The sequence below is a fragment of the Pseudodesulfovibrio sediminis genome (assembly GCF_020886695.1).
In the GTDB taxonomy this organism is placed as follows: domain Bacteria; phylum Desulfobacterota; class Desulfovibrionia; order Desulfovibrionales; family Desulfovibrionaceae; genus Pseudodesulfovibrio; species Pseudodesulfovibrio sediminis.
On the sequence record NZ_AP024485.1, the window covers coordinates 3,109,825 to 3,134,477 of the forward strand.

Here is a 24,653-nt window from a genome sequence, read left to right on the forward strand (position 1 = left end):
GCGTGTGCCCCAAAGGCCTTCCATGCCCTTCGCGGGCGGCGGTCTCTTTTTGAGGAGCAATAAGAGACGCAAAAAGTTCCTTGCCCTAGCGTATCCGCCCAAGGTTTGACGGCAAGCAGCTGATCAACTCGGGACGGCTCCATGCCGGAAAAAGTAGAGGACTTTCCTCTCCTTGCTCCGCCGGGTTGAGTTGATGCATTCGTACCGCCTGACTGGTGCCGCCGTCCCTTCGTTGTCAGCTTCTAGGCCTTGCAAACAGGGCTAGGCTAGGACGATTTGAGCAAACTACATTCGGCATCCAAGGCTACCCAATAGGTTGCCGACAACTTTAAATCTACGCTCCGCACACAAAAGGTGCATCTCCTTCAACGATGGGCAATTGGAAGCGCACCTTAGAGCCTGTCTCCGGCGACGCAGCGCAGCTCGACCGAGTTTGCGTCGCAGACATCCTGTCGGGCAGTGCAGTCGCCTACAGGCTTTTAGGGACTCTTCCTCGATCACACACAAGAAAGCGCTTTTTGCCTGCTTTTTGCCGCTTCGCAAAAAGCAGGTCGCCGTAAAGGCGAAACCTTTTGAATAAATTTGGATTGAACCAACATCGTGTAGCGCGCAAACCATTAAGATTAAAAGGCACGCTCCTTCGGTGCGAGAGCCAGTTATTGGGGCGTGCAAACAGGGCTAGGTCAGGGCGGCTTGAGCAGAGTGCATTCGGCATCCAAGGCTCCCCAGTAAATTACCGGTAATCAAAAAAACGCCTCATTCATCAAAAGAACATTTCCTTCAATGATGGGCAATCGGAGGCGAAACTTGATACAAAAAAACCGCCTACCCTCGAAAGGATAGGCGGTTAACAATACATGTCTGTAAAGACTAGAAGCTGTAGCCGAGAGCCTCACGCATTTCAGCGGGGATCATGGCGTCTTCGCCAGGCTCAAGCGCCTTCCACGGTGCACCGGCTTCCTTGCGGGATGCCTTGACCTCTTCGAGATCGAAACCGTAGCGGGGCACTTCAAACTGCTGGCCGGCGTAGATCAGATCAGGGTTCTTGATCTGGTCGCGGTTGGCCTTGTAGATCAGGGGCCACATGAAAGGATCGTTGTATACGTGCTTGTATTCGGAGATCCACCAGAGGCATTCGCCCTTTGTTACGGTGTGGGTTGTGGGCAGAGCATCGTACTCGGCCTTGTAGATTGCCATTGGGTCCGGAGCGGTTTGTTCCGCAGGCTCAGGGGTGATGACTTCTACCTCTTCGACCACAACCACTTCGGGTTCGGTCTGGACTTTCTTGGAGCAACCCCAAGCAAATACGACGCACAGAGCAATCGCGAGTAAAATCAGTTTTTTCATTGAATGCCTCCTGAAAATAAATCTCAAAAAAATGTCGGTGTAAACCGGTTCATCGCTGTGTACTTTTCAAATGATTATCAATTATTTTCTTTTCTTGCAACACTATTTTGCTTTCTGGGTTCTCCTTCAATGCCAGCTCAAGAGCCTGTGCCGCTTCTTCTATCCAGCCGCCTTTTTTCAGGCTTTGACTGGCAAGGAAGAACATGCGCTCCGGTTCATCCCCGTATATGGCCTGGACCAGCCCGGGGTATTCATCCATAAATACCGAGCGAACCAGCGCATTCTGGGAGAAAATATAGCGCGCCAGCAGGACGTTATCGCTGTAGCGGCGCAGATAATACGGGAGAAGCTGACGGCACTGGGCGATGATAAACCGGATGCGGTCGATCTCACGGCGCATGGATTCTTCGGTCTGGTTCAGGATCTGGAACAGCTGTTCGGTGATGTCCTTTTCAGATTCGCTCAGCTCGCCTTCGTGCAATTTGTGGAACCATGGCGCATAGTTCTGCTTCTGATAGGCATCTTCCTTGAGTTTGATGGTCTCGTGAAAAATGTAGCCGAGCGCCCAATCCAGAAATTTGCCGCCAAGCTGGGAGTGGGGATCATTGCGAAAGACATGGTGGGCCGTGTCCTTCATGCGCCACAGCAGTCCCTTGTTCATTTCCAGCCCGACCAGATCGGCCACCGCATCGAAGTTGATGGTCCCGTCATCGTCGAAACGGGTGAACTGATCTTCCAACTGTTCACAGGCCTGACAGAAAAACTTGAAGAGATCCCGTACGAATTCAGGGTGTTTTGCCTGTATCCACGCTTTTGACATTGAAACTGCCTCCGTGGCTATTTGGGGAAAATGACATCCACGCGAGCACCGCCTTCCTCTCCGTTGCTCAGGTGCATTTCAATGCCATGCGATTCGAAAATGGTGCTGACCAGGGCCAGCCCGAGGCCTGTGCCGGAGTCCTTGGTGGTGAAGAAGGGATCGCGGACCTGATCGAGGTGCTCAGGTGAAAAGCCGGGGCCGGTATCATGCAGGGTGATATGCAGTCCTTCTTCTCCCCGTGCGGCGCGAATGTGTAACTCTCCCTTGCCGTTCATGGCCTGGAGCGCATTGGCCACCAGGTTGTAAAAGGCGCGGTACAGGAGATCCTTGTCGCCGAGGACGGTCATGTTCTCCGTCAGTTCGGTATCAACGGTCACCCCGAGCTTTTCGCATTCCGGTTCCATGAAAACCGTGACCTGCTCCAGAATACGCGCCACATCCACTTCTCTCATGGCGGGTTTCTTGGGGCGGGCGTAATCAAGGAATTCGCTCACCGTACGGGATAGCCGCTTGGCTTCTTCGTGGAGCGCTTCGAGGATGCGGGTGTGTGAGCTTTCTTCCTTTCGGGCCTTTTTCAGGATCAGCTCCGAACTGGAACAGATGATGCCGAGCGGGTTGCGGATTTCGTGGGCCACGCCAGCGACCATGCGGCCCATGCCTGCCAGCTTTTCCTGTTGCTGCAACTCGAAGATGAGTTTTTCCGTTTCCCTGAGCTGGCGGTTGGAGAGCCGCTCTGCCCGGCGCAGGACGGTCAGTACCAGGAAGAACAGGACCAGCGAGGTGATCAGGGAAAAGGCGATGATCAGCCGTTCGAAGTTGATCATGGCAAGGTAATCGTCACTGATATCCTGCTGAAATTCCAGTATCCCCATGATGGGGTTCTCGGACATGTTGGTCAGGCTCCGTTCCGCCCTCAGAGGGGAATAGGCCCGAAGCATCATGGAGCCGGGCTCCAGGGTGATGCGGAACATGGAAGCTATTTTGGATGTGTTGGCCAGGATCTCCGCGCTGAAATCCTTTGTTTCCCAGGTCTTGGTGACCATGTATTCAGCCGTGCCCTTTTTGCCTACCTCGTCCTTGTCCAGCGAATAGGTGATGTTGCCATCGGCGTCGTAGATGCGCAGGGTGGTCACATGAAAACTGTGGACCGTGGACTGGATGACCTGATCCATGACCGCAGCCTGTTCCTTATTTCTGAGTCGGATGGCACCATATTTCACCACCGTGGGGATGACGAACCGGGTGAAGAGTTGGTGGCTGACGTTTTCTGCCAGAAGCAGAGCAAACTCTTCCTGTTTTTCAAGAAGGGTCTGCTCTGCATATTTTGATATGAACAGCGACAGCAGCAGGCTGAAGCTCAGGATGATAACCAGCAACGTCCAGGATATGACCTTGACGAACTGAAGTGGTTTTGTGCTGTCGAGTACGCTTTTCTGCAACGGATTAGAACTCCCGCAAATCTCTGTCTGCCGTAAGGAAATCGTTCAGGTCCTGTTTTTCTTCGTCCAGGCCGTCCGCATTCATGCGGGCCTTTGCCAGTCGTTTGCCAAGTTCCACGGCGGGCTGATCCAACGGGTTGATACCCATGAGCCAACCGGTCAGGATGGTGGCCGCACCCAGCAGGGCGATCAACTTGCCAGCCTGTTTCGGGCTGTCCGAGCCCATTTCCAGCTCAACCAGCGGCACGCCGCTTTGGGACAATGCCATGCGGTTGCCGAGTCCTTCAGCCTGAATCAGCTCGCCGACGTCTCTGCCACGGACATAACTGAACTGGTCGGGCAGGTCGACAGGGAATTTCGGTCCGGCGGGCAGATTCGGGCAACTCAGATACAGGCAGGCCTTGTTGCGCACGCCATCCATGAACATCTGGTTCACGGAGTGTTGGTCGGTGACGCCGATGGCCGGCAGCGGCTGACTCCCTTTGCCTTCCTTGCCGAGCGACTCGGCCCAGAGCTGGGCGAACCAGTCGCCGAAACTGGCCCACAAGGGGATATAGGCGAAAAAGATCATCTCATCAAATCCCTTGTCCATGAGCGCGGCAGCCCAGACGGCGAGCTGGAAGGAGCTGTGTTTTGCCAGTTCCTTGCCGGTCAGCTCCTGCGAAGCCAGTATTGAGGACACCTCGGTGGCTCCGGCGATGAGTGCGTCAATGTCCATGCCCAGGAAAAGTGCGGGGATGAGCCCGACGGCGGAGAGTACGGAATACCGGCCGCCGAGATTGTCGGGTACGGGCAGGGCGCGTATGCCGTAGGTCTTTACCTCGCCGCGCAGGAAGCCTTGCTCCTGATCGGTCACCAGCAGCATATTCTGGTGCCAGGTGTCGCCCAGTTTTTCCTGCATCCACTCCTTGAGGATGAAGTATTGCCCCACGGTTTCAATGGTGCCGCCTGATTTTGAGACGGTGACCACCACGGTTTTCTCGGCGGGCAGTCTGGCGAGGTAGGCTTCAAGGGCATAGGCGTCCACGTTGTCGGCAATCCAGAGGAAGGGACCTTTGTGTCCGGGTTGATTCTGCTGGGGAAAGAACGCCTCCTGAAGCGCCCGCGCGCCAAGGGCTGAACCGCCGATGCCCAGAAGGAGCATGTGGTCAAAGCCCTTGAGATACTCTTTGAGTCCTTCCAGTTCGTCCTTCAGGGTATTTGCATAGGGCATGGTCAGGAAAGGGAGCTTGCCCGCTCCGGTTTCCTCGCGCAGTCGTGCGGCCATTTCATCGGCCTTGGCTTCATGCGTAGCCATGTCCAGCGTGTCGAGATTCGCATTGGTCCAATCAAGAATATCTGCCATGTCGTCCTCCTGACATCTTCCGTTGAGCGGAAAGTTACATTGCAGCGCCGGTCAGGTGCCGCAGGTCTGTATACCTGTCATTCTTACTGTGAAACACAGGATCAGGGATGATACCATGATTCTTTGAAAAAGAAAGTTGCTGAATCGATACATTGAATAAAAGCGGTCCGAAGGCTTGCCCTCCGTAAAGGGCCGCGCCCTGTGATCAAAGGCTGCAGAGTCCTGTTGTACCCCATGAACTCCTATTGTTTTCCGAACAGTATTTGTTGCAGATCCGTCAATGTCGGGCATGCCTTGGCATGACAGATGGGGTGGTGCCCCAGCCGTCCGGCCTGTTTGAGGCGCACATCATGGGCAGCCACCGGGCGCACCTGTCCGTTCAGGTCTATCTCGCCCCAGAAAACCGATGATTCCGGCAGCGGCTGGTCGTAGAATGATGACATGATGGCAGCCACTACGGCCAGGTCGAGGCCGGGGTCCTTGGAGGCCAGCCCTCCCGAAATCTTGGCATAAATATCATATCCGCTGAGATTGAGCCGCAGCCGTTTTTCCAGCACGGCCAGCAGCAGGTTCAACCGGTTGGTGTCGAAGCCCAGAGCTGTTCGTCTTGGGATGGACAAATATGATTTGGAAACAAGCGCCTGCACTTCCACGGCAAAAGGACGTTGCCCGTCCACGGCCAGAGCCATGGCCGTTCCGGACAGAGTGGCGTCGCGTGCTCCCAGAAAGAAGGTGGCCGGATCTTCCACGACCTCAAGCCCCTGCTGTTTCATGGTAAAGACCACCAGCTCATCGCTGGGGCCGAAGCGGTTCTTGAGCACACGCAGGATGCGGGAGAAATGTTTGCGGTCGCCCTCCAGATAGAGGACCGTGTCAACCATGTGTTCCAGCAGCTTGGGCCCGGCGATCTGGCCGTCTTTGGTCACATGCCCGACCAGAATAAGCGTGGTGCCCGTCTTTTTGGTCTTTTCCACCAGCTCGGCGGACACGGCGCGCACCTGGCTCACGGAGCCGGGGATGCCTTCTGCCATGGGAGAGGCGATGGTCTGGACCGAGTCCACGATGAGCAGCTCCGGCGGGTTGGGGGAGTCGAGCACGGCCAGGGCGTCTTCGACCTTGTTGGACGCCAGGGCCAGCAGGCCGGGACCGAGCAGCTCCAGCCGTTCGGCTCGCGCCTTGAGTTGGGGCAGGGATTCTTCACCCGAAAGATAGACGGCTGTACACCCGATCCGAGCCTGGCTGGCAGCCAGTTGCAGCAGCAGCGTGGACTTGCCGATGCCCGGTTCACCACCGAGCAGAATGGCTGCGCCCGGCACCAGCCCGGAGCCGAGCAGTTCATCCAGAGACGCCATGCCCGAAGTGCGGGAGACATGCTCATCGCTTTTCAAGTCCTCTAGAGGGCGGGGCGTATCAGAAGAAGCTGCCGCTCCAACAGGGGCCGTGGTTTTCTTGTTTACGGTGATGGCCTCAAGGGTGTTCCACTCCTTGCATGCGGGGCATTGCCCCTGCCAGCGAGGGGACTGTGCGCCGCATTGCGTGCAGCGATAGATGTCTTTTGTCTTCATGTTTTCCGGTGTGTGAATTAATTAAAAAGTAGTTATTCCAATTGGTAGTGAGTGTGTACTGTCAATCATGCTTCGAGTTGTCCGTCCATTCTCAACAGACTGAGTATCCCTTGTTTACTCAATAAAAGTCCAGGTTTTAAAATGTGTGGCAGACAATATAAATATTGACTGGTGAATGCGCGGGCAGTAGTTCGATGTACACGAGAAATCCATGTCCATTGTTAAAAAAAGTTTCCTTGCAGGCATTCGGGATGCCAGTCCAATTCTGCTTGGACTTGCCCCTTTCGGCTTTATCTGTGGCGCGTACTGCGTAAGTACCGGGATGCCCCATTGGGCGGCCATCAATTTTTCATTGATGATCTATGCCGGAGCCAGTCAGCTGGTGGCCAATCAGCTCATGGCAGAGGGTGCCTCCACAGTCGTGGTCATCATGACAGGGTTGATCATCAACCTTCGTCTGTTCATGTATTCAGCATCGCTGGCTCCCCATGTCAAGGATGTGCATCCTGTACGCAAGGGTATCCTTGCGTACTTTTTGGCAGATCAGGCGTATGCCGTGTCCATTGCCCGGTTCAACCAGCCTGATGCGGACACCATAAGCAAACCCATGTATTTCATGGGGACCGCTCTGTTTTTATGGACCTGCTTTTTTTCCTCGTCAGTGTGCGGTGTGTACCTGGGCGCACTTATTCCTCCGGAATGGGATCTCGGTTTTGCCATTCCTCTGACCTTTACTGCTGTGGCCATCCCCGCCATCAAGGATCGACCTGCCGGGATTGCGGCAGTGTCGGCTGCCGTGGTCGCCGTGGGGGCCAATCAACTGCCGTACAACCTCGGCCTCATCGTGGGAGCCGTGACCGGTATCGTGGTCGGCTATCTGGCTGAAAGGAGAATGCATCGTGGTTGATATGCAGATGTATTGGCCCGTGGTCCTCTGTCTGGCCGGCGGCACGTTCCTGATGCGGTTTTCGTTCATTCTGATCATGGACAAGCTGACTCTGCCCGAGGCTCTGCTGCGCATGCTCCGGTTTATCCCGGTGGCAGTCCTGCCCGCACTGGTCGCCCCGGCCTTTGTCCTTCACCATGAGGCCGGAGTGACAACGTTTGGCGGATGGGAGCGGGCCATAGCCGGAGTTGTGGCTGTCGGTGTCGCCTACAAGACGAAAAATATTTTCGCGACCATCATCGTGGGGATGACGGTGATGTGGGTGCTCAAGGCCTTGCTTTGATTGATGGTTTCGCTGGACGACTGCCGTGAATTGAGGCAGGAGAGAGCGGATGACTGACTATGTGATGACTGGAATCGTGTTGGGCTTGTCCGCTGGATTGACCCCGGGGCCCCTGTTGACGCTGGTCATTACAGAGACCCTCCGGCACGGTATCGCATCCGGTGTGAGAGTCGCTTTTTCTCCGCTGTTGACCGATCTCCCCATTATCCTGCTGACACTGCTGATCTTTTCTCAGGTGACGGATTTCCATACCCTTCTTGGGATTATCTCACTGGTTGGCGGTGGGGTCATTCTGTATATGGGCTATGAAACCATACACCCGCAACACGTCGACGCCGGTGCGTCGCATGTTGAAGCGAGGTCGTTGCTCAAGGGCGTGTTGGTCAATGTCCTGAGCCCGCATCCCTATCTCTTCTGGCTGAGTGTGGGCGGGGCGCTCATGAGCAAGGCCTTGAATCAGAGCGTTGGTTCCTTGGTGTGTTTTATCGGAAGTTTTTATTGCTCGCTGATTGGAGCCAAGATAGCGCTGGCCATTCTGGTCGGTCGATCAAGGCACTTCCTGAGCAGCACGATGTATACCTACACGCTGCGACTGCTGGGGGCGGCGCTCTGCCTGCTGGCCCTGTTCCTGTTCCACGAGGGGCTTGTATTGCTGGGCATTGTGGGGGCGTGAGCCGGAGCGTGGATCGCTCTGTCTGGTGCCCGGTCAGGCGCGACTATTGCTGTTCCCAATCGGGCATTTCTATTGCAAAAACGGCGTTCCACCGCTTGCCGGTCACTAATAATCGCTTGTTCAGAGCATCGTATGCGATTCCGTTGGCCACCCCGGAATCTTCATCAATCCGTTTGCGCAGAGGCGATAGGTCCAACCAGCATATGACCGTGCCTGTGGACGGTTCGATGATGGCGATACGGTCTGATTTCCAGATATTGGCATAGATCATCCCGTCCACCCATTCCAACTCATTGAGCATGCGCACGGGCTTGCCGTTGTCCGTCACGCTGAGTGTGTCGCGCAGCGCGAACGTCTTTACATCGTACAGGCGGAGAATGTCCGTGCCGGATGACATGATGAACTGTCGGCTGTCCGTGGTCAGCCCCCAGCCCTCGACGTTCTCAAAGGTTTTTTTGTAGGGGAACGTGTATTTGAGCGTAAAATCGTCAAGTGTATAGGTGTACCCGATGCCGGACTTCCAGGTGAGTAGTCTGAGTGTATCCTTGTAGGGCGCTATGCCCTCGGCGAACACGTTGGGGTCTATCCTGATTGTCCGTAGCCGTGTGCCGGTTTCAGGCTCGGACACGGTCAGAAAGGATGCCCAGTATCCCCCGGAAGACTCGTAGAGCAGACCATCCTGAATGAACATGCCCTGCGTGGAGATGGTGGTGTCGTGCGGGTACTGTGCCGTGACGACGCATGGTACGATGCGGGTTTCGGCCCTGACCGGGTTGAGCCATACCAGGGGCAGCAGTGTCAGGATGAATATTGATGCCAGGAGTCTCATGGCTCTGTTTTTCCTTACTCAATGACAGAAACGGGGCCAAACATCCGGGGATGGTCGGCCCCGTTTCCTGGGGACGTTGGCAGGTCTGCAAGGTGCGGTCAAGGGAGGGGGGGCCTCTTGGCTCGCCCTTACGACTTGTTTTTAGTGGCCATGAGACCACCAAGGGAGAAAGTGACGATGTGGTCTACCCACTCATCAATGCTGTCCTGCACTTGAGGACGGTGCGGCGTCATTCTGTCAAGAATGGGTTGAGTGAGCAGGTGGTCGAGCATCATCGCCCAAATGTTGGAGCCACAGTACGCCAGGGTTGTGTCCGATGCGTACGGGCCGAGAATCTTGATCAGAATGGTGCGCAACGTGTTGGCGCGGGGCTGAACCTGGTGATGGACGATGTAGTCGAGGTTTTCGCTCGGCTTGGCCATTTCACGCAGGAAAATGGCCCAGCGTTCGGCGACCAGCCCGTTGTCGCGTTCATAGATATCGAAAGCCAGCCCCCGCAGGAACTCACGGAGTTCTTCCTCGGGGGTGGAAGACGCAATATTCGCTTTCCATTCCTCTCCGTTGGGAAAGATTTTTTGCAACACTGCACTGTACAGACCGTTCTTGCTGCCGAAGTGATAATTGACCGCTGCGACGTTGGCCTTGGCCATGCTGCAGATTGCCCGGACAGTGGCAGAGTCGAATCCTTTGTCCGCAAAAACCTTGATGGCTGCGGCTAAAAGTGCCTTTTTGGTGTTGACGTCAGGTGATTCGTTCATAAGTATGTGGTGGCGTCAGTGCGCTCGGTTTTGATTGAAACATATGTTTAACACGTTATTCACAAAGTGTACTCTCAAGTCAAGCTGAATTTTCTCACGCATACGGCGCGGGGTAAGGAGCGAACAAGAGTGGAAGTCATATTGGCGGAAACCGCCGGTTTTTGCATGGGGGTGGACCTTGCGCTCAGGCGATTGAACAAGTTGGTCGCCAGCGCCGATAGTCGCCCTATTTATATTCTTGGACCAATCATCCATAATCCTCAGGTGCTTAAGCGGTATGCGGACAAGGGCGTGATCATGGTGGATACACCGGATCAGGTCCCGCCTGAAGCGTGGGTCGTCATTCGTGCCCACGGTATCACCCGGCAGGTCCAGGCGGACCTCAAGGCGCGTAATGTCAAGATCAAGGACGCCACCTGCCCTCGGGTAAAGAAGGCGCAACTGTTGATCGGGCGCCATACCGCCGATGGCCGTGAGCTACTGCTCTATGGCGAGGCAGACCATCCCGAGGTGGCCGGTCTGGTCAGCTACGCCGGAAACGGCTTTTTTGTGTTTGGTTCCAAAGAGGAGCTGGATGAATACGGTCTGGATCCTGACAAGCGCTATGTGCTCGCGGCGCAGACCACGCAGGACAAGGTTTTGTTCAAGCATGTCATCGGCAAGCTGTCCGGTAATGATCAGGTGGACGTGATCGTGCTTGAGACCATCTGTGACGCCACCAAGTTGCGTCAGGCCGAAGCCAAGCAACTGGCCGATGATGTGGATTTCATGGTGGTTGTCGGCGGATTCAACTCCGGCAACACCCGCAGGCTGGCCCAGGTCGTTAGCGACAAGGGGACGCCGTGCAGACATGTGGAAACCGTGGCAGACCTTGACCTTGGCGAGTTGGCCCGGTTCAAAAGAATCGGCGTCACGGCCGGAGCGTCCACGCCACGGATGGTTATCGACGAAGTGCTGGAGGTGCTTGAGTCCCTGTAGTCCAAAGAACAGGGGCCAGGCGGTTCCAAGAAGGATGGAAGCTGACCCTGGCCCCATGTACGGACAATCGGTGCCACCATTGTGCTGGTAATCCGTCAGCCCAAGGAGCTGGAAGGCAATGGTCGACAGCAGCTGGTTCCTGGTCCGAGTCATGGTGGCTCCGACTGTCAACAGTGAGTTGGATGACATGTTCTCGGAGACTCTCTTCTTCTGTTTGTCCAACCATACCACAGCGCATGGGGAGTGGTATTATTATTTTTTTAAATCCTTTTGCGCCTGATCTGGTGTCGGAGTGAAAGGTAATATAAGGGGCTTGTGGGGATCGACACAAGGGCATACGGTCATCACGTTGGCTACATCATTTTAAGGAGCATAGAATGGATATCAACAACGCTCTCGCAGAATTGAAGAAAGAACCCGGGTTTGCTGATAATGTGGGCATGGTGCTGGTGCACAACGGTATCGTCCGCGGCTGGTCCCGTAAGGATCATGCCGACGTGACTGCCATTGAAGTGACGCCGGATCGTGACAAGATCGAGGAAATCCGTAAGGAAATCGAAGCGAAAGAAGGCATTTTCCGGGCCAAGGCAGAAGCCAAGTCCGGGCATATGAAGCCGGGAGACGACGTGCTTTTCCTTATTGTGGCCGGTGATATTCGTGAGAATGTCAAGGCTGCCCTGGCTGAGTTTCTGGACAGGGTCAAGGCGGAAGCCGTGACCAAAAAAGAAATTTTCGCATAGCGTATGTCAGCAGCCCTCGAAGATACACACGGCCGATCAGTCAGCTATATGCGGGTCAGTGTTACAGACCGCTGTAACCTGCGCTGTACCTATTGCGCGGGAGAAGGGGTGAACTTTATTCCTCATCCGAATATCCTGCGCTATGAAGAAATACTGGAACTCATTTCTCTTGCCAAAAGTCTGGGGGTCGCCAAAGTTCGATTTACCGGGGGCGAGCCTTTTGTGCGCAAGGGATTTGGCGAGTTCATGGTGGACGCTGCCAGGCAGTACCCTGATCTTGATCTCTGCGTGACAACCAATGCAACGCTGATTGGCGAGCATATCGATAATTTCGTTCAGGCTGGCATCAAGCGTCTGAACATCTCGCTTGATACGATGGTCCCGGAGAAATACGCGGCCATTACCGGTCGTGACCTCTACGCAACAGTGATTGAAAATATCAACCGCTGTCTGGACGCGGACATGACCGTAAAGATCAACGCCGTGGCCATGCGGGGGTTCAACGACAGTGAGCTGCCTGCGTTCATGGAGTTCGCGACGGAAAACCGTGTGGATTTCCGTTTCATCGAGTTCATGCCCGTTGGTTTGGAGACCGGCTGGAAAGACGATCTGGTCTGGAAAGCCGAGGATATCCTTGAAGAGGCCGGAAAAATCGTGAAGCTGACGCCGGTTACACAGCCCGGTGAACGTCGGAACGGCCCGGCGCGCATGTTCGCCATCGAGGGCGGCAAGGGGCGTGTCGGTCTTATCTCACCGTATACCAATCATTTCTGTGCCACCTGCAATCGGCTGCGTATCACTTCGGACGGCGTGCTCAGAACCTGTCTTTTTTCGGACAAGGTGTACAAGCTGCGCGACGCCCTGCGTCACCCCAATCTGGGGATCAAGGCGGTGGAACGCATCGTTCGCGCTGCAAGTCGCAGGAAGCCCATTGGCCATGAATTGCTTGAAAGGATGCCAGCAGGAAAAGGCGGCGTCTGTCGAACTCGCATGGCCTCCATTGGCGGGTAGGGACCGCATCACTTTTATTGGCGGTGGATTGCTGTATTGGGTTCCAGCAGACACCGTCGCCACCTCGTGTTCCCCGGCACCACATTGCCGGTGAGATGGCGGGTGGCACGTCAGCCTTGCGAGGCTGTCGGGGTTATTGGAGAAGAAGGAAGAAGCCACGATCCGTTGGGGATCGTGGCTTTTTGTTTGAGCGAGGTGGAAGTGTGAAGCGGACTTACAGGAACCATTCAGGTTTTTTGGGAGCCTTGCAGTTGGTGTTCAGGCGTTTCTGGGCATCGTTGACGGGGCCGGGTTTTATGCTTCGGGCATTTTGGGGACAGCTTTTGATGCATGCGCAGCAGGTGATGCATTTGACCTCATCAATTCGGGAGCTGTCCTCCGGGGCGATGGCTTCCACAGGACAGACGTCCGCACATATTCCGCATTGGCCGCACTCCTCGCTGACCGCAATAAAATTGACATCCCATAAGGTCGTCTTCCCTTTGTACGGGTGGTTTCCGGGGACCTCGATGGGGGCGAACTGCGAGATCGCTGAGACCGAGTGCATTTTTTTTACTATCGCCTGTCCAAACGCTTCAGCGTGTGTGCGGTCGTCTTGATCCGGGCGACCCTGGGCCGTGGGCAGGCCGGAATCCGAGAAAGAGTGCTCCCCGATATAGGCAGCGCCTGCAATGGGGACACATCCCTGTCCGGTGATCCATTCCTTGAGTTCAATCAGGGCGTCGTCGAACTCGCGGTTGCCGTAGACGACGACACACACTGCCGGCGTATTGCTGGCTTCCAGGGCGTTCAGCCACTCGCCCACCAGTGCTGGAACCCTGCCCATGTATACGGGCACGCCGACAATGAGCAGCTCGTCTTCTGCGACCTTCAACGGTTGTTGCCTTGCATCCGATCTGGTGATGTCGATGACGTCCAGGGTCTCCGGTCCGATTCCTTTTGCAATGTCATGAAGGATCGTTTCGGTTGTTTTCGTGGGTGAAAAATAGGCCAGTTTTACTGTATTGATATTCATTGTACTCATTCCTGCGGGGGTATTGCTTGTCTGGCTTCCCAAAATCAGCAGTTGTCTCCCAGTGGGAGGAACCGTGGCTTTGGCTGCCCGTTGGTTGGAGAAACGCTTTGGATTTTCCGGAAGGATATACCTGCTGTTTTTATGAGGCAAGCAGATGCTCAGCTAAAAAGTACGCTCTCAGGGGGGATATATCGCTGTAGGAAACTTTTGCTGGCGCTGGGTGCGGGCTGCCCGCCTCGTGTGGGTCTATGACGCAATGAAGAAGAGCCGCGATCAGTTTTGATCGCGGCTCTTTTATTGTATCGGGTGCAGGGGGGGCATTCCCCTCCCACTTCCACTCGGTCTTGTGCCGGGTGCGTGCTAGTTGACCCCGAGATCGGCTCTGTGTGACGGGACGCCGGTCTTGCCTTGGGCGTCTTCCTTATCAAGGAGGAAGACGCGATCCGCCAGGGCTGGATTGGCCGCAACGATGTAGTCCTTGACCGTTTTGGCGCGGAGCAGGGCCAGTTCGTGCAGGTCTTCATCCGTGATGATGGTCCGATCACGAATGAACTTTTCCATGACGTTAACAGGCTGACGGTCGGTGATGAACAGGGTTGTGGGCTTTTCATCCTCTTCGTCCGGTTCGGCTGCATAGGCCTCATACAACCATTCTTCATAGTCTTCCGGACTGTCGAAGGTAACGGCGTCCACAGAGGTTGCCAATTGTTCGTCGCGGCTCAGGTCGTCATACTTCATCTGCTTGACCTTGCGTTCGAAAAAGGCCTTGACCAGACCGGTCTTGTCAGCGTTGGAATCAACGACGCCATCCACTTCCAGCGTCAGTTTTTCTCGTTCTGTCAGCGCTTTGACTATCGTATCCATTTTTTGCTTGCCCGCGGCATCCAGAGCATATCTGCCCGGCTCAAAGACCACGAAGTCCATATCCTCGCCGCCGCCGAACATGGAGCCGATGAGGGTGAACGGTGATGAAAGGGCCTTGAACAGCAGACTGACAATGGCCTTGAAGACAATGCCGCCGATCTTGAAGTCCGGGTCGTCCAGACGGCCGCGGATGGGCAGGTTGATCTCCATGTTGCCGTCACCGTCCTGAAGCAGTGAGAGACCGAACTCCACTGGCACATCAGGCGCGTCGGGGCTGTCGTCCTTTTTGCCCAGCTCCAGCTTCTCAATGAAGAACTTGTTTTCCGCGCTGAGTTCCCAGTCCTCTGTCTTGAAGGTGACATCCGCATAGAGACGGCCTTTCTGGATGGGATACGCCAGATGGTGCAAAGTATATGGTGTCAGCGGGATAAGGCCCATCCCATTGATGGAGATCGCCAGATCAGAGTAGATCGGCGTGACCACCGGATTGAGTGCGCCTGTCACGGACATGGGGGTCTCCCCGATATTCGCCTTGAAGTCGATCTTGGGTCGGGCTTCGGGCGTCTGGTTGATGTCGGTGAGCAGGAGATTCATGTCTCTCAAGTCGGTGGCAAAGAAGGGGTGCACTGAGTTATCACGATATTTGACCTGACCATCGGTGATGCTGACCTTGTTGATTTCCAGCGTCTTGAAGAACGATTCCTTGGGGTCGGGCTTGGTGCGCTCTTTACTCTCTGCGCCTGTGGGTGGTGCAGCCTTTTTGGCCGTGGCCGTTTCCGTTGTCCCTTCTTTGGGGGCCGGGTCAGGCGCAATGCGCAGGGCGCGCTTGATATTCATTTGACCGTCTTTGAAGATCTCGACGATTGCCATGGGAGCTTTGAGGTTCACTTCGCCGATGGTCAACCTGTTGGGTTCATTAGCAAAGGAGATGGTATGCAGAGCAAATTCATCGAATCCCATCACTTCGGTGTCGCTGATGGTGTCCTTGACCTGAAGCGCCTGCACAGAGGTGTCGCCGTTCACGGTGTAGCGAGGTTTGTCGCCGCCTTTGAAGGTGTATTTGAGGTTGGCGTAGGCTCTGCCTTTGCCCACGATCAACTCGGTGAATTCGGCAACGTACCCATCAAAGGGTTTGAGGCCGAAGCCGTTGAGCCGGAGCCGTCCGTTGGACCACAGGGGATCGACAGAGACTTTGCCTCCCAGCGAAAAGGATCCGCGTCCACTCCAGTTGCCGCTCATTGTGTAGGGCATGGATTTGCCGACCAGCGTGGACAGGTCCGTCAGTTCAAATTTGAATTTGTTGATGCCAAACTTGGCGGGATGCTTGAGAGAGGCATCCATAAATCTGAAGTCTCCTTCTTCCACGACAACATGGGCGACCTCGGCCTGCCAGCCGCCGGACCACGTCTTGTCATCCTTGGCCTTTGATGCGGTTTCTACCTCTGTGGCGATCTCTTCCGCTACTGCGGATTCAGGTGCCAGAAGTTTTTGCAGGTCAATTTTGCCGTCCTTTTCCCGGACGACTGTGACCGCAGGGCCGGTCACCTTGACTTCGGCTACGTCGACTTTCTGGGAATCCAGGTCCAGGGCTATCCCGGATACGTTCAGGGCGGTCAGCTCAAGGCTCGGGTCCTTGGCTTCGGGCTTTCGCGCCTTGAAGTTGTTCAGGGAGAGGGTCCCGTTGGACACCAGCAGTTTTGGCTTGCCGTCCACCATTGAGAAGTTGATGTCAGCCGAGATGCCCGCCAGGCCGGAGTCCACGAGCATGGGTTGGGCCTGGTTGAAATAGGGGGCGTATTGATCCAGGGGGATATTCTGGGCGGTCACCGAGATCTCGGCACTGAGCGGGTCAATAGTGGCTTTGCCTTGCAGGCCGATGGTGCCCGTGGTTCCGAGTGAGGTCTCGAACTGGCTTGGGGTGTCTCCGTAGCTGGAAAGCTTGGATCCCTTGAAGTTGAGATTGGAGAATGTCCGTTTGAATTCTCCGGGAACCATGCGGTCTGTCCAGTCCAGAACACCGTCCTTGATGTCGACCTGTTTGATGTCCATGACAAAAGCGCTTGCTTCGGCCTGTGTCTTGTCCGCAGGGCTTTTCTCTCCCTTTTCTGGGCCGGGGAAGTATGTCGCCCAGTTGATGGCATTGTCCTTTTGCCGGATGATTTTGAAGAAGGGGGAATCCAGGGTCACGCTGGTCAGTACCAATGCGTTGTCGCCCAGAGAGAAACGTTCCATCTGGAAGGCGAGCTTCTTCAAGGAAAGCACAGACCCTTCCTTGGGGTCGGAGAGCTTGAGGTTGGAGAGCGTGCCGCCACCACCGAGGAACAGGTTCAGGCGTTGGGCGTCCGGGCGTTCGAAAAAGAGTGAGATATCGGAAGTGAATCGCCCCTCTTCAAGCTTGAGAGGTGTCTCCACAGGGACATAGTTCCAGTACTGGTTCAGGTCGACATCCACTGCTCCCAGCTCGAACTCGGTGAGCAGGGATTCGTCGAAAGGCAGGGTTCGTCCCTTGAGTTCCACCGGGTCGCCGTTGATAACGGCGGTGAACTTGGGCTGGGTGAATTCCTTACGCTTGTCCATGATGCTGGAGGTGAACGGAACGCGCAGGAAAATATCGGAAATGACGTGTTTCTTGTTGTGGGGCTGGTCATCGAAGAGGATGGTGGCGTTGCTGAGTTCAAAGCCATACAGGGCGAACGGGAAGACCGCTCCTTCATCCTCTTCGTCTGCGGGGGCATCCTCGGGCTTGTCGCCGTTGTCGGACGCTGCCATCAGGTCGGAGATGGAGTATTTGCCGTTGCCGAAAAAGGTGATGTCCACGGTGAGATCAACCAGATGCAGGTAGGATACGACCGGTGCCAGCTCCCATATTGAAGCGATGCCCGGGGCCGCGTCCATGTATCCCACGGAGAGGAGGTCGCCTTCGCCTTCGAGCTTGTTCACCTTGAGGTTGTGGACCTCCAGGTGAAGCGTATACGGGTTGAAGTAGATCTTCTCTATGACGACAGGGCGTTTCAATTCCGTGGCCAGCTGTGATGTCAGCACGCTTTTGAGCACGGGCGGGATCACGAGAAAGCCGATAATGGTCCATATGAGGAGTGTCGTCAGAAGCCAAAAGGCGATCCGACGTATACGCGGGGTGCCATAGGGAATTTTGTCAAGGAATGCCAGCATGTTCGACCTACTTCAGAGCAGAGGTTTGTCCAGAGGTATACAGGGTATCCCAATTCAGGGCATTAATCCATTGTTCATATGATTCGAGTAGCAATGAGTGCACGACAAACGCGTGCGTTCTATGCATAAAATAAACGACTTGATAAAAAATGTACAACAGGTTTACTGCCTTAATATTGCATGATTTCGGCTTATATTTCTTGATATTGACGAGAGGAAAAAAGCTGGCGATCAGAGTCGGCATGCGTCTGCAATACGGGTAGGCGACCGTTGTCCATATTCTCGCCGAGGCCATACCGGTCGCTTAACTTCTTTCTTCTTCATTCTTTCCGCTGTCCTCTGTTTCGGGCATGTGCATGGATGCCCTGTTGTGCCTGTCTGCGCTGAGCAGGGGGAACAGCCCCTGCCGTTTTCATGACAAAGAGTGCGGGTTCGCATTGTTTTGCTCTATTATTATGTGGTATGAAGAATCGACGGGGAGCGAAATGTCTGATTCATGCGGCACAGAACCTCGATCCAGGAGAGAGAATGTCAGACTCGCACTACTATCAAAGTCTCGCCAAGAGCATGATGTTTACCATCATACTCGTTTCTATCGCCCCTCTTGTGCTTATTGTTCTCATTGCGGGCCATCAATATGGCGCGGCCTACGAAGAAAAAGTAACGGCTCATCTGCGGGAGCTGGTGCTCAAGCACGATCAGTCCGTTGACTATTACCTCGAAGAGAAGGTGGAGGAGATTCGGGTGCTGGCCGAGGTCTTCAATGTGAATCGTCTGCGTGATCCTCGTGAGCTTGAAGCCCTGCATGACGCCCTGGTCCGGGGGCACGGGAATGATTTTGTCGACCTCGGGCTGGTGAACAGCGAGGGAATTCAGGAGGCCTATGCCGGGCCATACCGGTTGCAGGGAGTGGACTATTCGGAAGCAGAGTGGTTCCGCATGGCCCGTGAGCGCACCGTGTATGTGAGCGATGTGGGGCCCGGATTGCGTGGGGTGCCGCACTTCACCATAGCGTTGCGCATCAAGGAGGCTGGGCGCGACTGGTTCCTGCGTACCACACTCGATTTCATTGCGTTCAACAAGCTGGTCGAGGATATTCGAATCGGTCAGACCGGCCTTGCCTATATCATCAACAAAAAGGCGGAGTTCCAGACGACTCCCAATCGCGACATGACCGGTGAGGTGTCGTTTCTGCAACGGTTCGTCAAGGGCATGGACAGCAATGGGGAGCGGGTCTGGGGTCGTGCAGCCATCACCACGGAGACCAATCCGGCCACCGGCAAGGAAATGATCTTCGTGACCAGTCCCATCAAGAACGGGGACTGGCTCATGGTGTTTCAGCAGGACACTGATGACGCGTATGCCGCGTTGAACCGGACCCGCAATCTGGCGCTGGTGGTCCTGTTGCTGGGTACCCTCGCCATCACTATCATGGCGTATCTGATGAGTCGGCGCATGGCCCGCAAGGTGGAGAAGGCGGACTCGGCCAAGGAGATCATGAACGAGCAGGTCATCGAAGCGGGCAAGCTGGCCAGTGTCGGCGAGCTGGCCGCCGGTATTGCCCATGAGATCAACAATCCTGTCGCGATCATGGTCGAGGAGGCGGGCTGGATTCAGGATCTGTTGGAAGAAGGGCTGAAGGTGGATGACAATGAGCGCGAAGTGCAACGCGCCCTGAACCAGATTCGGACGCAGGGGACGCGCTGCAAGGGGATCACTCACAAGCTCCTTTCCTTTGCCCGCAAGACCGACCCGACCGTCAAGTTTTTCTGCCTCAATGAGTTGGTACGGGAGATTGTGGAGCTTTCCGAACAACGGGCCAAGTACGCCAATGTGATCATTGAAACCAGTTTGGCGGACACCATCGCGCAGGTGCAGGCGAGTCCCTCTGAGATGCAGCAGGTGTTTCTCAATCTGGTCAATAACGCTATCGATGCCATGGACCCGGGCGGAGGTAATCTAGATATCATGACCCGACTGGATGGTGACGACGTCGCCATCTCCTTCGCTGATACCGGGTGTGGTATCCCCGAGGCCAATCTGTCGCGTATTTTTGATCCTTTTTTCACCACCAAGCCCGTGGGCCAGGGGACCGGCCTGGGGCTGTCCATCATCTACGGGATTATCAACAGGATGGACGGCACTATTGCCGTTCAGTCCACCGTGGATGTTGGCACGACGTTTACCATTCGACTGCCCGCAGTGAAAGAGGCCGAGGGCGGGGCGTGCGAGATACGGCTCAATAAAGAAGACACGGCGTAAGTCGTGTAGTATATGATAAGGCAACCAGGAGGTACAGATGCCTGCTACCATTCTACTCGTAGACGATGAACAGGGATTCGTGGACACCATGGCCAAACGGTTGGGGAAGCGAGGGCTGAAAGTTTTCACTGCCTATAGCGGGCATGAAGGGCTTGACGTTCTGTCCTCCAACGGCTCCATAGATGTGGTGATTCTGGACGTAAAGATGCCGGGTATGGACGGCAACGAGACGCTTGCCCGGATCAAGATCGACCATCCGTTGGTGGAGGTCATCATGCTCACGGGACACGCCACGGTGGAGTCTGCCATTGAAGGCATGAAGTCCGGTGCGTTCGACTACATGATGAAACCGTGCGATCTGGAAGAACTGCTTGGCAAAGTGGGCGAAGCCTACGACAAGAAGGAAACGCATGAGACCAAGATTCTTGAAGCCAGGGCGCGTCATATCGTGCTCAGGCGGGGTGATTAGGGAGGTCTTTCCTTGAGCGAAGTCGAGACACGAGTCCTGCTGGTGGACGATGAAGGCGGATTCCTGGATGTCCTGCAAAAGCGCATGGGCAAGCGGGGGCTTTCCGTCACGGTTGCCATGAGCGGCACCGAGGGCATACAGGTACTCAGAAAACAGGATTTTGACGTGGCTGTCCTTGACCTCAAGCTGGGGGATATGGACGGTATCGAGATATTGCAGATATTCAAGAAAATGGTGCCGGAGATGCCGGTCATCATGCTCACGGGGCATGGCAGTGAGCAGGCGGCCAGAGAAGGTATTCAGGCAGGCGCGTTTGATTACCTGCTCAAGCCGTGCGAGCTGGATACGCTGCTACAGAAGATTCGGGAGGCCGTCAGCCACGCGCGGCAGGACACATAACAGGACGGAGCAGTCAATGACTGGCATACATATACTCCTTGTGGATGATGAAGCCCCCTTTCGCAGTGCGCTGGGCAAGCGGCTGACGAAACGGGGCATGGTCATTGAGGAGGCCGGGGCCGGCGAAGAGGCCTTGGAAAAATTGCGTGGGTTCGCAGCTGATATCGTGCTGCTTGATGTCAAGATGCCCGGCATGGACGGCATTGCCACACTGCACAGGATAAAGCAGGAGTGGCCGCTTGTGGAGGTCATCATGCTTACGGGCCATGCGTCCATGGAGATGGCCATCCAGGGCATGGAGCTGGGGGCCTTCGACTATCTGATGAAGCCGGTGGAAATAGAAGAGCTGCTCTACAAGCTTGAGGATGCGAGCACCCGCAAACGACATCGAGAGGAAAAGATCGCTGCCAGGGCGCATACCGAATAACAGCCATTTTCAATTGTACCAACACGAATCAGTGACACTGTAACGATGCGCCCTTGCCGCATCTGCCACGCTGCATGAGCGCGTGTGGGAGAGGAGAGGGTGATGAGGTCTGGTGAAGACTCATGGGCATTCTCGATTGGTTCTCATTTCGCAAGAAGGAAACGACGCCGGAAGAGCGGGCGGAGATCCGCCGTGTTTTTGCTGCCAGGTATGATCATTTCCGTTTGCTTATTCAGGCCAACACCCGCGCCCATGAATTGATCGGCGAGTTGGAGGAGGCCCTGCGTGGCTTCACCCCCTATGGCATGCATTATGTCCACACCCTGTGCACGCGCATTTCCACGTCCATATTTCAGATGGTCCGCCATCTGGGAGAATTGAATCACCACGGGCATGACGATCTGGTGGAAGTCCTGGAATCCATCAATGAAAACATCATGGCCGAGATTGAGCTGGATACTCCCCAGACACACGGGGCGTGGGTCATGAATCTGGCCGAGGTGGGGCGCGATCATGTGGACATGTGCGGTCCCAAGATGGCCATGCTCGGCGAGGCCGGAGCCAGACTCGGATTGGATATTCCTGCCGGGTTCGTTGTCACGGTAAGCGCATTTCATCGTTTTATGGAGGTCAATGATCTGGGCGTCGAGATTGAACGGATAATCCAGACCACGGACGAGAGGGATCGGGAATCCGTTTTTCTGGCGTCGTCAAAGATCATGCAGCGTGTCATGGACACTCGTCTGCCTGATGATCTGGCCGAGAGTATTCTGGAGGCGCATGACAACCTGCATCGGACTATGGGCAGCCCCCCGGATCTGGCGGTCCGGTCCAGTGCCCTTGGCGAGGATGTGGAGGGGGCGTCCTATGCCGGACAGTACCGCTCTCTGCTCAACGTGGACCGGGGCAGCCTGCTGAACGCCTACAAGGAGGTCGTGGCTTCCAAGTATTCGCGGCAGGCCATGGCCTATCGCATGAATCAGGGGATTCGTGACCGGGATGTGGCGATGAGCGTGGGGTGCATGACCATGGTGGATGCTCTGTCCGGGGGCGTGGCGTACTCCCGCAGTCCGGTGAATATGCGCGACGATACCGTGTCCATCCACTCCGTGTGGGGACTGCCCAAGCCAGTGGTGGACGGCACCGCCTCCACGGACGATTTTATTGTGCGACGGCAACCGTTCTCGGTGGTCGAGACGTTGGTGGCAGATAAAAAGGATAAGTTTGTCTGCAGCCCTCAAACGGGAGTCTGCCGTGTGGACGTTATGGAAGAGCGCATGCTCGAACCCTCATTGACCGATGCGTTGGCCATCATGATTGCGCGTGAAGCGGTGCGTATCGAGACCTATTTCGGCACACCACAGGATATCGAGTGGGCCGTTACCGCTGATGGGGCCTTTCATCTTCTTCAGTGCCGTCCGCTCATGCAGATGACCTCGAATGACGCGGTCGCCCTGCCTGTGGGGGGGCTACCTGCGCCGGCGTTGTCCGGAGGGCTCACGGCCAGCCCGGGGGTCGGCGTAGGGCCCGCCTATACCGTGCGCAAGGACGTGGATGTATTGTCCTTCCCCGATGGCGGTGTTCTGATCATCAAGAATGCGTTGCCCAGCCGCGCCGCTCTGCTTGATCGATGTAGTGCGGTGGTTGCGGAACAGGGCGGTATGGCCGGGCATCTGGCCAACGTGGCCCGTGAGTTCGGGGTTCCGGCCCTGTTCGGCATGAAAGGCGTTGTGGGTAATTTTGAAAACGGTCAGCTGCTCACCGTGGATGCGGACGGGCGTGCCGTGTATACAGGGCCGGTGGAGTCGTTGCTGGTGGAAAAACCGCGGCAACGGATAATGCGGGGCAGTAAGGTTCAGGACGCCCTGCGCAGGGCGGCACGCTTTATTGTCAGGCTCAACCTGACGGACCCGGAATCCCCGGAGTTCAAGCCGAGCAATTGCCGGACCCTGCATGACATCATGCGGTATTGTCATGAGAAAGCTGTGTTGGAGATGTTCCAGTTCGGTACCAACGAGGAGTTCATCGAGGCGGCCTCGCGCCAACTGATCACCGACGTGCCCAAACAATTCTGGGTGCTCAATCTGGATGACGGCATCACTCCTGAAGGGATGGCCCGGACAGACCGGACCGTGTTGTTGAGTCAGGTCGATTCCTTCCCTATGCAGGCGCTGTGGGAGGGCATGCAGGCCGTGCCCTGGGAAGGGCCGCCGCCAGTGCACACCAAAGGGTTCATGTCCATCATGTTCGAGGCCACGGTCAACCCGAACCTCATACCGGCCACAGGCACACACTACACGCAGAAAAACTATTTCATGATCTCAAAGAACTATTGCAGCCTGCAATCGCGTTTCGGTTTTCATTTCTGTGGAGCCGAATCCCTGGTCTCGGATCGCATCAGTGAGAATTACGCCAGTTTTCAGTTCAAGGGCGGGGCCGCCAACACGGAGCGGCGCATCCTCCGAGCCCAGTTTGTGGGCGGGATGCTGGAGGACCTCGATTTTCGCGTGCGCGTGCGGCAGGACAACGTGTTCGCCCGCGTGGAAGGGCTTAACAGGGCGTCCATGGGCTTTCGTCTCAAGGTGCTGGGATATCTGATTACGCACACCCGCCAACTGGATATGATCATGACTAACTCGGCGGAAGTGGCTCGAAGAAAAGAACGATTCCTCAAGGACTTCGAGATGTTTCGCTAGACGTGAAGCGCGGTGCGTGCTCGAGAATACTGGTTGCGACGAAGATGGAGACAGGATTCCTGAAGGGTGCTTCAGGTTATCGGAGACGACCTCGCACCACAGCTCCGACGCAGGGTGCGTGAAGACCGAATCTCTCCGCTGGCGATCAGATGGATGCAAAAGGCCCCGGAAGCATGCTTCCGGGGCCTCTTCTTGTATCGGGAGTACCGAATTATTTGGCGTGACATTCGCCGCAGGCGACAGGGCCCTTGGCCTTTTCCTTGTGGCAGTCGATGCACTGCTTGTGGTAGGCGCGCATGAGCGGGGTTCCGCCGTCGGTCCGTTCCACAGCGTGGCAGGATGCACAGGATTCGCCTTCGGAGGAATCCTCGAGGTTCTGTGTGCCGTCATCATTTTGGGAGTGATGGCAGACCACGCAATCTTCGATTTCAGCCTTTTCATTGTGAGCGTCATGAGCAAAGGCAACCTTGGAGCGTTCGAGTTTGGTGAACGCATCCGTGGGAACATGGGTCATGTCGTCCTGGGAGAAGGCGGTCGGAGCCATGTAGATGACGACCAGCGCAATGATGGTCAGCATGGACGCCGCAATTTTGCATATGTTCTTGTTCATGGCGTC

Annotated in this window: 21 protein-coding genes; 11 read left to right on the forward strand and 10 right to left on the reverse strand. The window is 55.7% G+C overall.

Annotated elements, in window-relative coordinates; translation table 11 throughout:
* Positions 1-870 precede the first annotated feature (870 nt).
* The 5 genes from SRBAKS_RS14755 to radA all read right to left on the reverse strand — a co-directional run bounded on the left by SRBAKS_RS14755 (position 871) and on the right by radA (position 6,516).
* Positions 871-1,347: a LysM peptidoglycan-binding domain-containing protein gene (locus SRBAKS_RS14755; RefSeq protein ID WP_229591654.1), complete on the reverse strand. Its 477-nt coding sequence runs from the start codon at positions 1,345-1,347 to the stop codon at positions 871-873.
* Between the two features lie 49 nt (positions 1,348-1,396).
* Positions 1,397-2,167, reverse strand: coding sequence for a hypothetical protein (locus tag SRBAKS_RS14760; RefSeq protein WP_229591655.1), 771 nt, complete (start codon positions 2,165-2,167; stop codon positions 1,397-1,399).
* 17 nt (positions 2,168-2,184) lie between these two features.
* A complete protein-coding gene (locus SRBAKS_RS14765; RefSeq protein ID WP_229591656.1) occupies positions 2,185-3,606 on the reverse strand; it encodes a sensor histidine kinase in 1,422 nt (473 codons plus the stop codon).
* A 4-nt stretch (positions 3,607-3,610) separates the two neighbouring features.
* Positions 3,611-4,951 (reverse strand): glucose-6-phosphate isomerase, encoded by a 1,341-nt coding sequence (locus SRBAKS_RS14770; protein WP_229591657.1) that lies wholly within the window; start codon positions 4,949-4,951, stop codon positions 3,611-3,613.
* A gap of 242 nt (positions 4,952-5,193) precedes the next feature.
* Positions 5,194-6,516 (reverse strand): DNA repair protein RadA, encoded by a 1,323-nt coding sequence (gene radA / locus SRBAKS_RS14775; RefSeq protein ID WP_229591658.1) that lies wholly within the window; start codon positions 6,514-6,516, stop codon positions 5,194-5,196.
* Between the two features lie 211 nt (positions 6,517-6,727).
* On the opposite strand from radA, the gene SRBAKS_RS14780 reads away from it, so the two are divergent.
* From SRBAKS_RS14780 to SRBAKS_RS14790, 3 genes are read left to right on the forward strand one after another with little or no spacing between them, the layout of a single operon-like run.
* Positions 6,728-7,423: an AzlC family ABC transporter permease gene (locus SRBAKS_RS14780; protein ID WP_229591659.1), complete on the forward strand. Its 696-nt coding sequence runs from the start codon at positions 6,728-6,730 to the stop codon at positions 7,421-7,423.
* Between the two features lies 1 nt (position 7,424).
* The gene (locus SRBAKS_RS14785; RefSeq protein WP_229596989.1) at positions 7,425-7,745 is read left to right on the forward strand and encodes an AzlD domain-containing protein; all 321 of its coding nucleotides are present in this window, start codon (positions 7,425-7,427) and stop codon (positions 7,743-7,745) included.
* 49 nt (positions 7,746-7,794) lie between these two features.
* Complete coding sequence (locus tag SRBAKS_RS14790) at positions 7,795-8,418, forward strand: LysE family translocator (protein WP_229591660.1); 624 nt, start codon at positions 7,795-7,797, stop codon at positions 8,416-8,418.
* A gap of 43 nt (positions 8,419-8,461) precedes the next feature.
* Here the strand turns inward: SRBAKS_RS14790 and SRBAKS_RS14795 are convergent, their stop codons facing one another.
* Positions 8,462-9,247 carry a glutaminyl-peptide cyclotransferase gene (locus tag SRBAKS_RS14795; RefSeq protein ID WP_229591661.1) on the reverse strand — a complete coding sequence of 262 codons (786 nt, stop codon included), beginning with the start codon at positions 9,245-9,247 and terminating at the stop codon, positions 8,462-8,464.
* A 128-nt stretch (positions 9,248-9,375) separates the two neighbouring features.
* Entirely contained in the window at positions 9,376-10,005 is a 630-nt protein-coding gene (locus tag SRBAKS_RS14800) for a TetR/AcrR family transcriptional regulator (protein WP_229591662.1), read from the reverse strand.
* A gap of 129 nt (positions 10,006-10,134) precedes the next feature.
* Between SRBAKS_RS14800 and ispH the strand changes: the two genes are divergently transcribed.
* From ispH to moaA, 3 genes are all read left to right on the forward strand, one after another.
* The gene (gene ispH, locus SRBAKS_RS14805) at positions 10,135-10,983 is read left to right on the forward strand and encodes a 4-hydroxy-3-methylbut-2-enyl diphosphate reductase (RefSeq protein WP_229591663.1); all 849 of its coding nucleotides are present in this window, start codon (positions 10,135-10,137) and stop codon (positions 10,981-10,983) included.
* Between the two features lie 377 nt (positions 10,984-11,360).
* Complete coding sequence (locus SRBAKS_RS14810) at positions 11,361-11,723, forward strand: molybdenum cofactor biosynthesis protein MoaE (protein WP_229591664.1); 363 nt, start codon at positions 11,361-11,363, stop codon at positions 11,721-11,723.
* A 3-nt stretch (positions 11,724-11,726) separates the two neighbouring features.
* On the forward strand, positions 11,727-12,734 hold the full coding sequence (gene moaA, locus SRBAKS_RS14815) for a GTP 3',8-cyclase MoaA (RefSeq protein ID WP_229591665.1): 1,008 nt from the start codon (positions 11,727-11,729) through the stop codon (positions 12,732-12,734).
* Between the two features lie 214 nt (positions 12,735-12,948).
* Here moaA and SRBAKS_RS14820 read toward each other — a convergent pair whose 3' ends face one another.
* Positions 12,949-13,749 carry an EFR1 family ferrodoxin gene (locus tag SRBAKS_RS14820; RefSeq protein WP_229591666.1) on the reverse strand — a complete coding sequence of 267 codons (801 nt, stop codon included), beginning with the start codon at positions 13,747-13,749 and terminating at the stop codon, positions 12,949-12,951.
* Positions 13,750-14,109: 360 nt separating this feature from the next.
* A complete protein-coding gene (locus tag SRBAKS_RS14825; protein WP_229591667.1) occupies positions 14,110-17,784 on the reverse strand; it encodes a DUF748 domain-containing protein in 3,675 nt (1,224 codons plus the stop codon).
* 528 nt (positions 17,785-18,312) lie between these two features.
* Here SRBAKS_RS14825 and SRBAKS_RS14830 point away from each other — a divergent pair.
* The 5 genes from SRBAKS_RS14830 to SRBAKS_RS14850 all read left to right on the forward strand — a co-directional run bounded on the left by SRBAKS_RS14830 (position 18,313) and on the right by SRBAKS_RS14850 (position 24,037).
* A complete protein-coding gene (locus SRBAKS_RS14830) occupies positions 18,313-20,046 on the forward strand; it encodes a sensor histidine kinase (protein WP_229591668.1) in 1,734 nt (577 codons plus the stop codon).
* Between the two features lie 37 nt (positions 20,047-20,083).
* Positions 20,084-20,515 carry a response regulator gene (locus SRBAKS_RS14835; protein ID WP_229591669.1) on the forward strand — a complete coding sequence of 144 codons (432 nt, stop codon included), beginning with the start codon at positions 20,084-20,086 and terminating at the stop codon, positions 20,513-20,515.
* A 12-nt stretch (positions 20,516-20,527) separates the two neighbouring features.
* The gene (locus SRBAKS_RS14840) at positions 20,528-20,914 is read left to right on the forward strand and encodes a response regulator (RefSeq protein WP_229591670.1); all 387 of its coding nucleotides are present in this window, start codon (positions 20,528-20,530) and stop codon (positions 20,912-20,914) included.
* Positions 20,915-20,930: 16 nt separating this feature from the next.
* On the forward strand, positions 20,931-21,341 hold the full coding sequence (locus tag SRBAKS_RS14845) for a response regulator (protein ID WP_229591671.1): 411 nt from the start codon (positions 20,931-20,933) through the stop codon (positions 21,339-21,341).
* Positions 21,342-21,463: 122 nt separating this feature from the next.
* Entirely contained in the window at positions 21,464-24,037 is a 2,574-nt protein-coding gene (locus tag SRBAKS_RS14850; protein WP_229591672.1) for a PEP/pyruvate-binding domain-containing protein, read from the forward strand.
* Between the two features lie 211 nt (positions 24,038-24,248).
* On the opposite strand, the gene tmcA is transcribed toward SRBAKS_RS14850, so the two are convergent.
* Positions 24,249-24,647, reverse strand: coding sequence for an acidic tetraheme cytochrome c3 TmcA (gene tmcA, locus SRBAKS_RS14855; RefSeq protein ID WP_229591673.1), 399 nt, complete (start codon positions 24,645-24,647; stop codon positions 24,249-24,251).
* Between the last annotated feature and the right edge of the window lie 6 nt (positions 24,648-24,653).

What these genes read in the sequence shown, in the direction of transcription:
- moaA (WP_229591665.1), top strand. Translation starts at nt 11,727, where the DNA reads ATGTCAGCAGCCCTCGAAGATACACACGGCCGATCAGTCAGCTATATG.
- SRBAKS_RS14800 (WP_229591662.1), bottom strand. Translation starts at nt 10,005, where the DNA reads ATGAACGAATCACCTGACGTCAACACCAAAAAGGCACTTTTAGCCGCA.
- SRBAKS_RS14830 (WP_229591668.1), top strand. Translation starts at nt 18,313, where the DNA reads ATGTCAGACTCGCACTACTATCAAAGTCTCGCCAAGAGCATGATGTTT.
- SRBAKS_RS14785 (WP_229596989.1), top strand. Translation starts at nt 7,425, where the DNA reads ATGCAGATGTATTGGCCCGTGGTCCTCTGTCTGGCCGGCGGCACGTTC.
- SRBAKS_RS14810 (WP_229591664.1), top strand. Translation starts at nt 11,361, where the DNA reads ATGGATATCAACAACGCTCTCGCAGAATTGAAGAAAGAACCCGGGTTT.
- SRBAKS_RS14825 (WP_229591667.1), bottom strand. Translation starts at nt 17,784, where the DNA reads ATGCTGGCATTCCTTGACAAAATTCCCTATGGCACCCCGCGTATACGT.
- tmcA (WP_229591673.1), bottom strand. Translation starts at nt 24,647, where the DNA reads ATGAACAAGAACATATGCAAAATTGCGGCGTCCATGCTGACCATCATT.
- SRBAKS_RS14755 (WP_229591654.1), bottom strand. Translation starts at nt 1,347, where the DNA reads ATGAAAAAACTGATTTTACTCGCGATTGCTCTGTGCGTCGTATTTGCT.
- SRBAKS_RS14850 (WP_229591672.1), top strand. Translation starts at nt 21,464, where the DNA reads ATGGGCATTCTCGATTGGTTCTCATTTCGCAAGAAGGAAACGACGCCG.
- SRBAKS_RS14790 (WP_229591660.1), top strand. Translation starts at nt 7,795, where the DNA reads ATGACTGACTATGTGATGACTGGAATCGTGTTGGGCTTGTCCGCTGGA.
- SRBAKS_RS14845 (WP_229591671.1), top strand. Translation starts at nt 20,931, where the DNA reads ATGACTGGCATACATATACTCCTTGTGGATGATGAAGCCCCCTTTCGC.
- SRBAKS_RS14835 (WP_229591669.1), top strand. Translation starts at nt 20,084, where the DNA reads ATGCCTGCTACCATTCTACTCGTAGACGATGAACAGGGATTCGTGGAC.
- SRBAKS_RS14780 (WP_229591659.1), top strand. Translation starts at nt 6,728, where the DNA reads ATGTCCATTGTTAAAAAAAGTTTCCTTGCAGGCATTCGGGATGCCAGT.
- SRBAKS_RS14770 (WP_229591657.1), bottom strand. Translation starts at nt 4,951, where the DNA reads ATGGCAGATATTCTTGATTGGACCAATGCGAATCTCGACACGCTGGAC.
- SRBAKS_RS14820 (WP_229591666.1), bottom strand. Translation starts at nt 13,749, where the DNA reads ATGAATATCAATACAGTAAAACTGGCCTATTTTTCACCCACGAAAACA.
- radA (WP_229591658.1), bottom strand. Translation starts at nt 6,516, where the DNA reads ATGAAGACAAAAGACATCTATCGCTGCACGCAATGCGGCGCACAGTCC.
- SRBAKS_RS14795 (WP_229591661.1), bottom strand. Translation starts at nt 9,247, where the DNA reads ATGAGACTCCTGGCATCAATATTCATCCTGACACTGCTGCCCCTGGTA.
- SRBAKS_RS14760 (WP_229591655.1), bottom strand. Translation starts at nt 2,167, where the DNA reads ATGTCAAAAGCGTGGATACAGGCAAAACACCCTGAATTCGTACGGGAT.